The sequence below is a fragment of the Lysinibacillus sp. Bpr_S20 genome, from assembly GCF_023337835.1.
In the GTDB taxonomy this organism is placed as follows: Bacteria; Bacillota; Bacilli; order Bacillales_A; family Planococcaceae; genus Lysinibacillus.
Map to the genome: position 1 here is coordinate 42,142 of NZ_JALNLQ010000010.1, position 13,340 is coordinate 55,481.

Consider the following 13,340-nt stretch of genomic DNA (forward strand, 5'->3'; position numbering starts at 1 on the left):
ATTTAATAATTTTCCACAAAAACCTCGAACACCTATTAAAGTATCCTGCCATGTTAGTTGAATAAGAAAAAGGTGGGATCTCAGTGAAATTCCATCTTGAAGTTAAACCCCTGTTAGTTTAGTAACTCGCTAAACGTATCCTATTTTTTTAATTGTTTGGCATTTATAAAAAATGCTGTTCCCAATATAAATATGCCTAAACAAACGAACATAGCAATCCCTGAGTATTCATCATCAAATACTGTTGTATTAACCAAAACAACAAACATCATTAGTACAAGTGATACATATAAGCCTTTAATGTATTTCATATGTGATGCCCCCTCTTAAAAGCCAACATAACAGTCCTGTTCTTTCGCTATTCAATTGTTGGCGATATTCCATTTCAATAGTACCATAAATTTCCTTACGTAGAAATTAAAGCGCGAAAGTACCCATTGGATTATGCCTTTTAGTTTTACCAGCAACAATTTTCGGGAAAACAACCCATTATTTTTCTTAAAGGAAAAATATGGTTTTTATCAGAATTTATGCAATAATAAAAATATTAAAACATAATTCAGGGAGGTTTTTATGCAAACTGACATACCAGCTACTTCTATGTTTCTCATTATTGGATTGATCATTTTAGTTCGTAGAATCCGTTCTATGTACAAACCAACCAAAGGAAGAGGCGTGCGAATAATTCTTCCGCTTCTATTTTTAACACCAGGATTTTCATTTTTTCTAAACGCTTCTGGGCACGTCACATACCTCCAATTATCTATAGCCATTCTTTTAGGAATAGGTTTTTCCATTCCTCTTATTTTATGGTCAGATTATGAAATACGAAATGATGGTTTAATTTATGCTAAGAAAAGTCCTGCTTTTATCATTACTTTCGCCATTATGATTGCTTTACGTTATTATTTTCGACAACATATTTCTACTATCGAACCAGCTACACTCAGTATGCTAATTTTCTTACTTGTTATTTGTTATTTAATTCCTTGGAGAATTGCTTGCTATATAAAGTATCAAAAGGTTCTTAAACTAAAAAATACAGTCAGCCTCTAACACCTTCCAAAATATCAGATGTATAAGTTTGTGAATAAAGCATTTATTGAACAGAGAAACATTTATTTTTATCTCCTTTACCTTTAACGATTGCAGAGTGTTCTGATCAAGTGAAACAATTTCTCCAATTCTACATCCTGTTGAATTGAAAAACACATAAACTCAAATATCGCTTTTTCCAAGGGAGTATGGCATGCCCCCCTTAATTTAACATTTTGTTAAAGCGTCATATGAGAATTATTTCAAATCCCATGTAAAGATTTCTTTACATATCACCAATTTATGGTATATTAAATGTAAAATCATCTTTACATATTGCGGGTGAATACTATTGAAAAATAAAATTCAAGCTTATCGGAAAACGAAGGGATTATCACAAGAAGAACTTGCACAAACATGTAAAGTGTCCAGACAAACAATTAATGCTATTGAAAATGATAAGTATGACCCAAGTTTACAATTGGCATTTACTTTGTCTCATGTTTTTGGTCTATCTATTGAAGAATTATTTATTTTTAAATATGAAGGGGATGGGCGTCAATGATAACTGTAAAAAAAGTTAGTCTATTTTGTTCTGTAGTTCTAATTATTTCAATTGGTGGTTATGGTATTTATGAATGGATTACAAAAGAGATAATTAATGCTTCTACACTATTTTTTGTTTTTTTAGGAATCGGTTTCCTATTTCAATCCTTAACTTGGGGTGAAATGGATGGAAAACATGAGGGTGAAAAAGATGAGATGGAAAAGCATATTACACTTTTAAGTTCTAAAATAAGCTATTACTTATTATTGTTTTTAATGCTAATTGTTCTAATGGTATCTGAAAAAGTAACTGCAATGAATGATATAAAAAATATTCCACTTGTTATTGTAATTGGACTTGCTTGGATAACAATGCCTATTACTGAATTAGTTGTTTCAAAAAAATATCGTTAATTTTGCGGAATACCATTAAAATGAAATCTTCTTAAACGAACAGGATGCTTTACTTAAAGATCATTGAGTTGCATAGGCAGCTCTTTTTTTCTTTATTGAACTAACGGTGCAAATAAATCATATATACTAATAGTTAGGGGGTGTTAGAATGTATGAAACAAGATGGGCTACCAATGAAGAAATTACAATTATGGCTGATCCTTGGTACAAAATGGCATGTGAATTGGGAGAAATAGACGGAATACCAAAGCCAGATTTAAAAAGATTTGAAGAAGTTAAAAACTTATTTGTAAAAGAATCTGAATTATGAGACCCGTGTTTTGCCTTCAGATTCCGCGTCACCACGGACACCCTTGCTCTTGGCTAACCTCTACTTCTGTCTTCGTGGTTCGGGACTTGCACCCTATAGTTCATACGCATGCCGGGCGCACATAAAAAAAGGTACTAGTTCTATTTTGAACTGACCCCTTTTCTCTATTCTCTATGTTTATAAGTATCATCCTGTTCCATTTCAGGATAAGGGAAAAGTTGCTTTATCTTTCCGTTCGATTTCTCATAATCATAAACATGGTATTTTTCATCTTCAAAGATTACAGTTGCTTGATATTTTATTCCAACCCCTATTTTTGAATCTATCTTATAAATATCATCTTCACTATAATTCTTATTGTTTATTAAATATTCATGAGTATCTTTTTTGATTGTGTAAAGCTGGTACTTTACATACCCATAAGTCCCTACAAAATAAAGGAGAAGTGCCCCGACTATAATTGAAAATACTATTGCAAATTTTTTCACTAACGTATCCCCTTTTCATTCTCTAATTATTCATTAGCAATGCTCATTAATGCTTGGAAATAGATTTCTTCTAACGTTACAAAAACTTTCAAGTGCTACTTTAAATATAATTTATAACTAAAAAATATTAGTTACCCATCCGATATAAAAAAGGTATTCTGTAAAAAAATACTAATAATAACAATATTTTTTTGAGTATCCTAATTATTTATACATAGGAGGATAATTGAAATGAAATTTACGAAACTATTTAGTTTTCTGCTTGTGGTAATAATGATGTTTTCGTTTACAACATCTACAACACTAGCTGCATCATCTTCAAAAACGTTTACTTCTAGGGATACAATGAGTTTAACACTTGCTCAACAAACAAGTGGAGATTCTAGTGTAGCTACATTTAACGTTTCTGGATTACCATCTGACGCTGTAGTTACTAAAGTGGTAGTTGATGCCAATAGTGGTCTCACATATGGAGGTAACGGAGCAATTGTTTCCAATGAAGTATACATCAAAAATGATTCTATGAGCACTTATGCTTCTGCGCCTTGGGGTTCGCTTAATAAGACTGAAATAACTACTGGAGTTATGGGAAAACTAGCTAACGGTACATGGTCTATTTATTATAATGGGACAAATGTAAGTATTTTAGCAGGTACTTCATGGAAGAAATATTCCTCTCCTAAATTAACCGTTTACTATAGCTACAATTAGAAAAAATAGTATAACTAGTTTTTTTGATCTCTCATAAAGGGGGTATAAAGATGAGATTTCCGACTATTAGTAGTGATACATTAAAATTGTTAGGTGTTGAAAATAAATTAACACCTATTTCAATGCCAAGTTTTTCAGGGATAAATGCGATGCCGACAAAATCAGCTCCGGCGATGAGTGAAGAAAAATATAAGGAAGCGATTATCGCACAGGCAAAAAAAGACTTTGAAAATGGTAAGTGTGGTGGCCATAAAAATCCTTCCTATATGACACTTAAGAACAGCTTTGTATCTGTAGTCTCACCTGACCGTAAAGGCTCGATCTCACAAATGTTAAGGCAATTACCATTCATGCAGCGTGGAAATATGAGCTATTTAGAGATAAAGGATGCGAGAGGGAATATTACTTCTACCTATTCACCTCATAATGGTTGGCATGCAATCGGTACAAGAGAAGAACAGCGTCGTGAAAGTGAATTTGATGCTATTTATATAGAAACTTGGCGCGCATTAAAAGCAGAAGCACAGCAGCAAGTAAAACCAACATCTAGTTCGATTGATACATTTATTTAAGTTATACAAAACATACAAAATAACGTTCCCAAATGAAAATTTGGAAACACATTAAAAAGCCACGAATGTTGTTAAATCAACATTTTGTGGCTTTTTCTAAACTAAAACATAATATTTATTAAAACCAACTAAGTCGGACATTTTGCAGAAAATATAGTTTCGTTAAACTATGCCGAAACACTTCCACCAATAACTATACTAAACCCTAGTAACTATAACTTAATTTATACGATAAAGACAAAAAGGAAAAAAGAAATATGTAACATCTATTCTTGCTCATTGAAATCGTTTAAATGGCGAATAAGTAATGCCACCTGAAGATGATATGCCTTTAAAGTTTGTAAAGAAAAACCTCAATTTAGAAAAAAATACTAACGGGTCAGATGTAAACCGATAATAAAATTGTTTAATATTATTATAAAAATATAAGAGCCTTGCTACACTCTAGCGTGTAGTAAGGCTCTTTAAAGTTGTTTAATTTCCATACATTTAAAAGGTATTTGTACTTAAAATTCATTAATAAAGTTGTTTAATTCTTATTGAACTAAAGCACCTGTTTCTTTAAGTGTAATATTTCAAAATCCTTCCTAAAAAAATATCGGACTATCTTTTTAGATTGAAACATAAAAACTAAACTTAGTACTACAACTAAAATTTAAAATACTGTGTTACTAAATAGAGGTGTTATAGCTATAAAAATCTTCTTACCTACTTTATTACATCAATTACTAGGGGAATGGAACTACGGTATACTTAAGCCATCCGGTACGTTTTAATGTTCTTATATCTCTAAATTTTCCATCTTTTCCGACTACAAAAAGAATATTGTTTTCAGGATAATCTTCACCTAAAGAAGTCACTGAATTTTGTTTGTAAGATACCACCTGTATATTTAAAAAATACTTCCCTTCACACAACACTTTACTTTCTTTAAAATCGTTTAAAATATCACTGGCTTTCGGGATTGTATTGTTATTTTCGTAAACATTAAATATATAATGGAAATTAATAACTGACTCATTGTTCAAAGGATACAACGATTCATTTTCATCGCTTGTTAGTGATGGTAATAATGAATTGGTGTCTATTTTTTCTTTCTTTCTAAGGTCATCAATTAGCCTTTTTTTTTGATCTTTTTCAATATTAAAATCAAGATAATAATTTTTTGAAGGTCCATCCATTAAATGGTATTTTTCGATAATCTGATTGGACGCCTTGATAAGTTCAGGATGTTGTTGAATATATGCTTCTTTAAATAGTTGTAAATAAACATCGTCACTTTCGTCAGGAATAAATTGATTTGTTCCTCGATTAAAGGCTAATTTGAGATTTACATGATAAGGTTTATAGATTTCTACATAACCATACTTACTTTCACCACGCTCACCATCATTTTTAGCACTTAGTATGTTGTAGTCCTTTATTCCGTAGTTTTCCAAATGATTTTTAACATTCTCTTCTACATCTTTTTTGGGGATTTCGCAGCCCATTAACAAAAGGAGCAAAAAGGCAATTATAATAGCAAGATTTTTTTTGAACAATTTAAAATACATAACAAAACCTCTCATCAATTTTGATGTTATTTCCTGTTAAATTCTCCATTTTATATGGTAACACCTTCTTGCACTAAACTGCACCGTTAGTGGAGGACGGATTTTTAAACAACTATATTATTTTTTAAATGACTTTATTGTAAATTAAACAACTTTATTATCTCTGCACATCAGATAGTTGAATAAAGGTTATGCAATCAATAGTTACTTTTTTATTTGATATCTTTTTTAGAATGATACCGTAAAGGAATGACCTATATGAAACTAATTAAACGATTTATTTTTAATCGTCCAGCAGAAAAGCGACTTGCATATTTTTATGGTATGGTTGCAACCGATGAACAGGTGTGGTTATTACGCGAAGAAAACGGCGACTTGTTACTATTCGAAGACGAAGACAGCCATCCATTTATACTACCTGTTTGGCCAACCCGAAGCTTTGCTGAAATGATGGCTGCCAATTTAGACGAGTCATTCGAAGTGTTCAACATGCCACTTTCGATTTTTCTAGACGATTTACTTATTGATGTTGAAAATGACGGTGGTGCCATATCGATCTTCCCAAACGAAAACGATACAATCCTTCAAACACGTGATGAAATAAAGGAAATGATTCGCAATTTATAACAAGCAGGATACTCCCTGTTACTATAAGAATAGCCTATAAATCGGAAAATAATAAGTAAGACAAGTTTGTACAGTCTCTTATTGAACTAACAGGTGCATTTATTGAACAGAGAAACATTTATTATGGTGTTTCTCTGTTTTAAAAAAACTAAAAATACTTCTAAAATCCCTTCCTAAGCTTTCCACTTAGTTATCACAGCTGATATTAAAGTAAACTTCTCTTTCTTTATCTCACTCTGCTATTTCTACATTTTATGCCCAATTCGTTCAACTAATAATCAGTGGAGATGAAGAAAGTCCCCACTGATTAAAGTTTCATTTTATATAATTTGGCTTACTTACTTTATCAATTAGCAGAAGGCCATCATATTGATCGCGCGGAACAAGACTTTCCTGAATCATTCCCCAGCTATAAGATAAGCGTGGCTCAAACATCCATGAGTTTCCTCGTTCATTTTGACGGTTTCGTAAGTCGATAAATGTGTATGGTTTATTAGACGATGAAAGAATATCCTCGATGGATCCTTTTACTGGCGGTAAAACGGCCATAGGCTCTTTGAAATTGTTTGCAATTTCCCCACTAGCCATATAAAGACCAAGTACATAGCTGTACTTTTTGTAGATATCTGGTAGAAGTTCACCCATTAACTTTATAGAGCCAGGGGAACCCTTTACTTCGGATTGTGCTTTACGAATATGGTCGTTATGCGCCCAGACGATGAATTTTTCAGTTGGATAAACTTCCTCTGCTAACCAAAGTAGGTTTTCCATCATTGCTTGGTCACGCCATTCCGTTGTCTTAAAAGAAGAATCATTTTTATTTTGTTCATATTCAATATTTTCTTGAATCGATAGTTCTACAAATTCATCTGCTAAACGGATACGGTCAGCTAAAGTGCGTTCCATAAGCTTTACAATATGGGGCTCGCTCGGATAAGCCGCTTTTAACTCTTTTTCTTTAAGCTGTACTTGTGATTTTACTTGTTTATACACTTCGATAATGCCTGGTTTCGCCTTTTGGTAGCCTTTTAGATCCGTATCGAAACTCCAGTCAAAAAGCTGCTCCTCTACTTCACTTAACCGTTTCGCAAGCTGACTATTTTGTAGCCAGTTGCCGTTTGTGAATGCACCTTGCTGTTGAATATCAAAACCTGCTAACTTTAATGGTTTATCGGTTTTCTGTGTTTTTTTAGTATATTCAAATAACGGTAGTGTTTCTTTTGTCCACCATATACGAAAAATAGCATCTTTCATCGTTTGTTGCGCTGTTTGTTTATCAATTTGACCTTGGGCATTCATGGCATTCCCTAAACTACTTTCAAAGGCAAGAACGTTATAGCCCATTTCTTGGTGTAAAAATTGAATAATACGTGTTTTTGCTAGGTTAAATTCAGCTACACCATGGGAACTTTCCCCTAAAAAAACGATGCGCTTATCATGCAATAAAGGCTTAAGCATCTCTAAATCTTCAAATTTACTTGATGGAATTTTTTGTTTACCAATTGTCTCCGGTTGAATGGATGTCAAGCTGTAAGCATGGTCATTTGTCCACTTTTTCCAATCTTGCAATGCTTCATTAGATGTGCGGGCTTGCGTTGCTTCCGAATTATCCTCTAACGCTATGCGCTCTTCTATTGCCGGAACTGCTGCTGATGCATTTGATACTCCGTTAAACGCTACAAAGCTTGTTAGAGCAATACTTAATGAAAATAAAGTCTTACGTTTCTTACCTTTCGTCACTCTCAATCAGTCCTCCCCTATGTATAAGACTAATTATAAGTAGATATGCTTAAATTCCCCTTAAATTTTGTTTAAATTTGACTTATTAATATAATTTTGGTTAATCACCAAAATTGTGAATAGAATTTTTTTTAAATATATGCCCTGTATTAGTTGATTGGAGTGAAGGTTTGGCTACGGTTATTCAACTACCATGAAAATAAATCCCTGGCACTAAAAAGAACATGCTTCTGAGTACAGTTCCATCTTCTGTGGTGTAGCGCTGGTTTTAGCGCTTCAGGGATGGCTAACAATGCAGTTTAGTAAGAATAATTTAAAGATTTCAGTGAAAAATACTCATTAACTAAACCTATTAAAGGAGTGTTCGATGAAGAAAATCCTGGTAATATTATCTTTTGTTTTTCTTAGTATCCATATTAATAACCTTCAAGTGGTTGCGGAAAAACCACCGAATGAAAACTTATACAAAGATGCTTTGTTACCATTAATTTCAGGAAATCATGATGCTCAAAGTGAACAGCCTGATTATAAGCTTATTTATGATACTTTGATTACAACACTATTCCCCTCTATAGCGAAAGAAATTGATAATTATTATGGCTATCCCAAGCAATTTATGGATGGAAAAATTCTGAGTATTACTAGAGAACATGAGGGTGAGTTTAGCTTTATTACAAAAGTCCAAGTCACAACATTTGAACATGCACATGACCCTCCTTATGGTAAGGAAACAATGACTTTTAATATAAGCCCATTTGGGGTTAAAACCATTAGCTTCCAACATGAGGGCGATCAATTAGAAAAGGATATAAATGAATTTTATAAAGCAACGTTGTCAGATATAAAACAGTCTTTTAACTTGAATTTAGAGTCATACTCTTCTTACACATACAATCAATTGCAATACCAAACAGAGATAAATAATGAATTTACCTCTCTTTTTAAAATTGTAGAAGAAATAGTAACCAACATATTGCTTCCGGAGAGAAAGATACCCGACAAAAATGTTATTGACCCTGTAACCTTTATAAAAGACGACACAGGTTATATACTCTTTAAAAAGTCAGATGGGACAAATGTAAATTATAAAGTACAAAAGAAAGATGGTAATTGGATAATAACAGACAAAAGTAGTAAACAAGGTAAGAAGATGGATTATAAAATACCATGGTATATATGGAAAAAAATTAAGCCTACTGATTAATTCAGTTAGGCTTTTTTAATAATATAAAATCTGTGTGTATGGTTTCAGTTTGTAGTATTTGAAGTAGGCTTTCAAAGTGAATTTTTAACGGAATTGAAAGATATTGTGTCATAATCCTTATTCAACGAACGGGTGCTATTTTCCAAGAAGAGGATTGGCTTTTTTTATTGAAGAACGACGCAGATTAGTTAAAGAAAGTCCGTAATTAGTTAATTCTGGTGAATATTTCATGCATATTTATAGGTGATCGCAAAATTATTATCATAATAAACAATGCTTGGGTAATAATATGTTTATCTTATAAAACTGGAGGTGAAATAATGAAAACAACGCTACTAACATTGGGTGTCTTATCCAGTTTCCTTCTTATATCCTTTTTACCAACTGAAACGTTAAACCAAAAAACGTCAGCCTTAGAAACCTCTACACTTAAATTAGAATATCCAGATAATCAAAGTAAATCTTTTATCGAAGAAGATGAATTCTATAGCAAATTAGATAAAAACATCTATGAAGAGTATAAAGATGCTGCATTCAGTATGAGAAAAAAAGTTTCCTTTAAAGAAGTAGCAGATACAGAACTAACATTCAAATTGAAAACTAAACTCGGTTCAGAAAAAATGGATAACCTAAACTCGCCTCATATTCATCCCAATCGCCAAGTATATTTTATGGGTTCTTTTCACCAAAATGAAAAGGAAGAATGGCACAAATTTGTAGTAATAGACGCTGAAACACAAAAGGTACTTCTTGGAGGAGACCATTATCATCTGTACGATAATCCTTACAGTAACCGGAGTAGAACGGACCTACCTGTGGGACTTGATCCTAAAAGAGGGGTACTAATTGATACCAGTACCTCCCTATTCATATTAAAAATTCACTTTAATTCCATTAACCATAATGGAATTAATTTGGTCGAGCTTTAATGGTTCCTCTGACAGTAACTTCAGTTTCACTTGATGTTCATCAGAGAAGGAAACTAAACTTTTTAATTCCTTATGACTTCCGTCTTTTTTAACAATTGTAGCCGTTAATTCTTCCGTTTCTGTCGCATCGCCTTCTCCTATAATCGTTAAACCAAGTGGAGAAACTTTCAGCTCTTTCACTTTCCAGTCACCAAAGTTCATAGCAAATGGCACCGACTGCCCTTTCATCTCTTCGAGTTTGAAGGTTGCTTCCCAATTTCCCTCCACATATTGACCAGCTGTATAAATCTTTGCCTGCAACTCATACTCAGCTATATTGATATCCTTCACATTAAATATATATTCCTCATAATTATAAGCATAAATTGGTTTTCCTTGTTCATCTCTCCCGTAGGAATAACCCACTATAGGAAGAATCTTCTGACCTGCTTGATTCACTAAATAAAATTCTCCGTGTTCAATCGCATTATTGGCGGGCCACTCTGTTTGCACGTATAGTTTGTCATTTTGAAGTCCTATATTTTTAATTCGCATTCTGTCGTATAGTGGTGTTTGAATATTTAACATACCTGCTGGTAGTACATATACATCTTCTTCAAGAAGCGCTCCTTCTCCACCACTTCCACGAATTGTATCATCTGGCAAGAGCTCTGTTTGTTGTTCTTTTACATCTTTTAAATCCAGAGGGAATGTTACATCCTCTAACACTGATTTATCACTTAAAAAAGAACGGATTTTTAACTTAAAGTTATCGGTACTACTCCCATTAAACGACATGAATCGAACCAAGGCTGTTTTCGTTGTAGGATCAAAACCAATTCTTTCAACTGTAAAAGACCGTCCTTTTGACATAGAATAATCATAAATATCCAATGTTTCATCAATACGGTTTCCTTCAACATCCTGCATTGTTACATACACGACGGCCATATCTTCATCCTGCATCGCTGAAACGATTTCCATTTTTATGCCATCATTTTCAACAGTACTTTCTATTGGTTCAAGTAATGCAGCTATTTCAGGGCTAATATGCCATAGCAAATTTTTTACATCGTCAATCATTACAGCACCCACTGTCATAGAGCTAGCTAGAAATACAGTAGCCACTGCTGGAATGAGCCACATTTTCTTCTTTTTTTTCTTTACTTGGCTAACGCCCATTTTCGCTCTTTTGTGTAAATCTTTCGGCAATGGAATCGACTCCACTGATTCTTTTAACTTATCCATAAAAATCTGCCTCCTCTACTTGAACACGTAATTTTTTCAATGCACGATACAGGACTGACTTTACTGTTCCTAATGGGATTTGGAGCGTGTTAGCAATTTCTTGAAAAGTATAGCCCTCGTAATATTTCAGTAATACAATTCCTTTTTCATCGCTTGTCAATTCCTCTAATAGCTGTCTTAGTAAAACTTTAACGGTAGGGTCAACCTGTTCAAACGGTATATTGTCTATGTATTCATTTTGCACAGGCACAATCTTTTTTATCTTTTTTAAACGATTCAATGAACTACTAATGGTAATCTTAATAAGCCATGTTTTAATGTACGCAGGTTCTTTTAAGCTTTCAATTTTATCGAACGCTTTATAAGCAGTTTCTTGTACAATATCTAGAGCCTCCTCTTCGTTCTTCAAATAAATAAATGCCATTCGATATATATCTGCTTCATACATTTGAAAAAGTTTTAAAAAGGCTTTTTCATTTCCTTTTTGAGCTTTTTTAATTAAACGAATAATGTAACTCACTCCCTTCTCTACATTAGACAATTTAGTTCATGATTTAGCTTAAATAATTTACATTTTCTCAAAAAAAGTAGGAAGAATATTCTCCCTACGATTTCATTTATTATTATTCCAATTAATTTTTAATAAATTTTATTACGAAGGATTTCTCAAAACATTATTATCTTCGCCATGAACGATTAAGTTGAATTATATATTCCTCTAATTCATCATAAAGTTTTGCATGCCACGATTTTGATTGTTCTATCCACGAATTTAGCGGGGCTATCCATGATTTTAATAGTTCTATCCACGAATTTGGCGGGGCTATCCATGATTTTAATAGTTCTATCCACGAATTTGGCGGGGCTATCCACGATTTTAATAGTTCTATCCACGAATTTGGCGGGGCTATCCACGATTTTGAAATTATTCTTATTTGAAGCTAAATAAAAAAGTTTGATTCATAACATCTCACCTATATTGATTTTTAGAGTTGAGATGTTTTTGTCTTTTTAAAAAGTTATTCTACTATCACTATCTAGCCACGAACACCACGGAATGCTAAAACAATTATCCTACATCCAATCATTTGAGATTAAGGAGTTTCTCATAATTCCCAAACGAAAAGTGTATTTTTTACCAGTTCAAAATCCCTTGTAGTTTATGCTAATATTTAGGTATATTTAGGCTTTCGGAGGTATTTTATGAAAAAAATTTACGCATATTTACTTGTGGCAGTTCTTAGTGCCATATTCGCTACATCAGCTGATGCTGCATCGATTTCGCTTGACGAAAAAATATCTGGAACGGCAACACAAAATCAATGGATTACATACGATATTACGATTCCAGAACTTGGTTTTTTAACGATTGATTTTGAAGGTGCTCAAAACAAAATGTATCCGGAGTTTGAACTGTATGGTAAACAATTATACCTTTTTATAGATAGGGGAACGATTGGGATAGATGGCCGTTCTGTAACATACGGCGTAAAGGCAGGGACCTATAAACTGCGTATCAGTACTTTGGAACACATTCCTTCTGCTCCCTTCTCTTTTACAGCAAGATTTACTGCGGGTCATACATATGACGTTGAGCCGAATGATAAAATATCATCTCAACTTCCAGAAATTCCTGCTAATACAACCATTAAAGGTACAACAAATTTAGGTCCTGGCGTAGACTATTTCAAAATCACTTCACCAAAAGATCAATACCTACATGTTTCTGGGACAAAAACTAGCTTAGCCGTTTACAGCGATGACAATAAATTGGTAAGCTATGGCCATTACGGTAATTTAACAGTTCCAATTAAAAGTGGTACTTACTATATTGAAGCTCACGGTGATAACTACGAATTTACATATTCATTTACAGATGCTCCAAAAAACAGCGAATTCGAATATAATAATACGATTGAGACAGCGACACCTCTGCCATTAAACAAACAAACAAATAATTGCGAGCGCTAACTTTTCCTCCGAT

General features: G+C 33.1%; 16 protein-coding genes. 10 read left to right on the forward strand and 6 right to left on the reverse strand.

The window, feature by feature from the left end:
* Positions 1 to 140: 140 nt before the first annotated feature.
* The gene (locus tag MWJ95_RS19800) at positions 141 to 311 is read right to left on the reverse strand and encodes a hypothetical protein (protein WP_249074421.1); all 171 of its coding nucleotides are present in this window, start codon (positions 309 to 311) and stop codon (positions 141 to 143) included.
* 262 nt (positions 312 to 573) lie between these two features.
* Between MWJ95_RS19800 and MWJ95_RS19805 the strand changes: the two genes are divergently transcribed.
* The 4 genes from MWJ95_RS19805 to MWJ95_RS19820 all read left to right on the forward strand — a co-directional run bounded on the left by MWJ95_RS19805 (position 574) and on the right by MWJ95_RS19820 (position 2,305).
* The gene (locus MWJ95_RS19805) at positions 574 to 1,056 is read left to right on the forward strand and encodes a CcdC family protein (RefSeq protein ID WP_249074422.1); all 483 of its coding nucleotides are present in this window, start codon (positions 574 to 576) and stop codon (positions 1,054 to 1,056) included.
* 331 nt (positions 1,057 to 1,387) lie between these two features.
* On the forward strand, positions 1,388 to 1,600 hold the full coding sequence (locus MWJ95_RS19810; protein WP_249074423.1) for a helix-turn-helix transcriptional regulator: 213 nt from the start codon (positions 1,388 to 1,390) through the stop codon (positions 1,598 to 1,600).
* Positions 1,597 to 1,995: a hypothetical protein gene (locus MWJ95_RS19815; RefSeq protein ID WP_249074424.1), complete on the forward strand. Its 399-nt coding sequence runs from the start codon at positions 1,597 to 1,599 to the stop codon at positions 1,993 to 1,995. Before MWJ95_RS19810 ends, MWJ95_RS19815 begins: the two co-directional genes overlap by 4 nt.
* A 148-nt stretch (positions 1,996 to 2,143) precedes the next feature.
* On the forward strand, positions 2,144 to 2,305 hold the full coding sequence (locus MWJ95_RS19820; RefSeq protein ID WP_249074425.1) for a hypothetical protein: 162 nt from the start codon (positions 2,144 to 2,146) through the stop codon (positions 2,303 to 2,305).
* 164 nt (positions 2,306 to 2,469) lie between these two features.
* Here MWJ95_RS19820 and MWJ95_RS19825 read toward each other — a convergent pair whose 3' ends face one another.
* Positions 2,470 to 2,793 (reverse strand): hypothetical protein, encoded by a 324-nt coding sequence (locus tag MWJ95_RS19825; RefSeq protein ID WP_249074426.1) that lies wholly within the window; start codon positions 2,791 to 2,793, stop codon positions 2,470 to 2,472.
* Positions 2,794 to 3,024: 231 nt separating this feature from the next.
* Between MWJ95_RS19825 and MWJ95_RS19830 the strand changes: the two genes are divergently transcribed.
* Complete coding sequence (locus MWJ95_RS19830; RefSeq protein WP_249107059.1) at positions 3,025 to 3,504, forward strand: hypothetical protein; 480 nt, start codon at positions 3,025 to 3,027, stop codon at positions 3,502 to 3,504.
* Positions 3,505 to 3,554: 50 nt separating this feature from the next.
* Positions 3,555 to 4,076 carry a hypothetical protein gene (locus tag MWJ95_RS19835; RefSeq protein ID WP_249074428.1) on the forward strand — a complete coding sequence of 174 codons (522 nt, stop codon included), beginning with the start codon at positions 3,555 to 3,557 and terminating at the stop codon, positions 4,074 to 4,076.
* A gap of 728 nt (positions 4,077 to 4,804) precedes the next feature.
* Here MWJ95_RS19835 and MWJ95_RS19840 read toward each other — a convergent pair.
* Positions 4,805 to 5,629, reverse strand: a complete 825-nt coding sequence (locus tag MWJ95_RS19840; protein ID WP_249107060.1) for an RNA-binding protein — start codon at positions 5,627 to 5,629, stop codon at positions 4,805 to 4,807.
* 258 nt (positions 5,630 to 5,887) lie between these two features.
* On the opposite strand from MWJ95_RS19840, the gene MWJ95_RS19845 reads away from it, so the two are divergent.
* Positions 5,888 to 6,256: a DUF2750 domain-containing protein gene (locus MWJ95_RS19845; protein ID WP_249107061.1), complete on the forward strand. Its 369-nt coding sequence runs from the start codon at positions 5,888 to 5,890 to the stop codon at positions 6,254 to 6,256.
* 315 nt (positions 6,257 to 6,571) lie between these two features.
* Here MWJ95_RS19845 and MWJ95_RS19850 read toward each other — a convergent pair whose 3' ends face one another.
* Positions 6,572 to 8,002 (reverse strand): erythromycin esterase family protein, encoded by a 1,431-nt coding sequence (locus MWJ95_RS19850; protein ID WP_283175790.1) that lies wholly within the window; start codon positions 8,000 to 8,002, stop codon positions 6,572 to 6,574.
* A gap of 361 nt (positions 8,003 to 8,363) precedes the next feature.
* Here MWJ95_RS19850 and MWJ95_RS19855 point away from each other — a divergent pair, with 361 nt between their 5' ends.
* Both MWJ95_RS19855 and MWJ95_RS19860 read left to right on the forward strand, forming a co-directional pair.
* Positions 8,364 to 9,200, forward strand: a complete 837-nt coding sequence (locus MWJ95_RS19855) for a DUF3888 domain-containing protein (protein WP_249107063.1) — start codon at positions 8,364 to 8,366, stop codon at positions 9,198 to 9,200.
* Positions 9,201 to 9,520: 320 nt separating this feature from the next.
* Positions 9,521 to 10,129 (forward strand): hypothetical protein, encoded by a 609-nt coding sequence (locus tag MWJ95_RS19860; protein WP_249107064.1) that lies wholly within the window; start codon positions 9,521 to 9,523, stop codon positions 10,127 to 10,129.
* Here MWJ95_RS19860 and MWJ95_RS19865 read toward each other — a convergent pair.
* Complete coding sequence (locus MWJ95_RS19865) at positions 10,073 to 11,356, reverse strand: hypothetical protein (RefSeq protein ID WP_249074435.1); 1,284 nt, start codon at positions 11,354 to 11,356, stop codon at positions 10,073 to 10,075. The genes MWJ95_RS19860 and MWJ95_RS19865 overlap by 57 nt on opposite strands.
* Entirely contained in the window at positions 11,349 to 11,876 is a 528-nt protein-coding gene (locus MWJ95_RS19870; protein ID WP_249107065.1) for an RNA polymerase sigma factor, read from the reverse strand. Before MWJ95_RS19870 ends, MWJ95_RS19865 begins: the two co-directional genes overlap by 8 nt.
* A 683-nt stretch (positions 11,877 to 12,559) precedes the next feature.
* Between MWJ95_RS19870 and MWJ95_RS19875 the strand changes: the two genes are divergently transcribed.
* On the forward strand, positions 12,560 to 13,327 hold the full coding sequence (locus tag MWJ95_RS19875) for a hypothetical protein (RefSeq protein WP_249107066.1): 768 nt from the start codon (positions 12,560 to 12,562) through the stop codon (positions 13,325 to 13,327).
* Positions 13,328 to 13,340 lie beyond the last annotated feature (13 nt).

Coding starts and splice junctions, on each gene's coding strand:
- MWJ95_RS19800 (WP_249074421.1), bottom strand. CDS start 311: ATGAAATACATTAAAGGCTTATATGTATCACTTGTACTAATGATGTTT.
- MWJ95_RS19805 (WP_249074422.1), top strand. CDS start 574: ATGCAAACTGACATACCAGCTACTTCTATGTTTCTCATTATTGGATTG.
- MWJ95_RS19815 (WP_249074424.1), top strand. CDS start 1,597: ATGATAACTGTAAAAAAAGTTAGTCTATTTTGTTCTGTAGTTCTAATT.
- MWJ95_RS19820 (WP_249074425.1), top strand. CDS start 2,144: ATGTATGAAACAAGATGGGCTACCAATGAAGAAATTACAATTATGGCT.
- MWJ95_RS19830 (WP_249107059.1), top strand. CDS start 3,025: ATGAAATTTACGAAACTATTTAGTTTTCTGCTTGTGGTAATAATGATG.
- MWJ95_RS19835 (WP_249074428.1), top strand. CDS start 3,555: ATGAGATTTCCGACTATTAGTAGTGATACATTAAAATTGTTAGGTGTT.
- MWJ95_RS19840 (WP_249107060.1), bottom strand. CDS start 5,629: ATGTATTTTAAATTGTTCAAAAAAAATCTTGCTATTATAATTGCCTTT.
- MWJ95_RS19845 (WP_249107061.1), top strand. CDS start 5,888: ATGAAACTAATTAAACGATTTATTTTTAATCGTCCAGCAGAAAAGCGA.
- MWJ95_RS19855 (WP_249107063.1), top strand. CDS start 8,364: ATGAAGAAAATCCTGGTAATATTATCTTTTGTTTTTCTTAGTATCCAT.
- MWJ95_RS19860 (WP_249107064.1), top strand. CDS start 9,521: ATGAAAACAACGCTACTAACATTGGGTGTCTTATCCAGTTTCCTTCTT.
- MWJ95_RS19865 (WP_249074435.1), bottom strand. CDS start 11,356: ATGGATAAGTTAAAAGAATCAGTGGAGTCGATTCCATTGCCGAAAGAT.
- MWJ95_RS19875 (WP_249107066.1), top strand. CDS start 12,560: ATGAAAAAAATTTACGCATATTTACTTGTGGCAGTTCTTAGTGCCATA.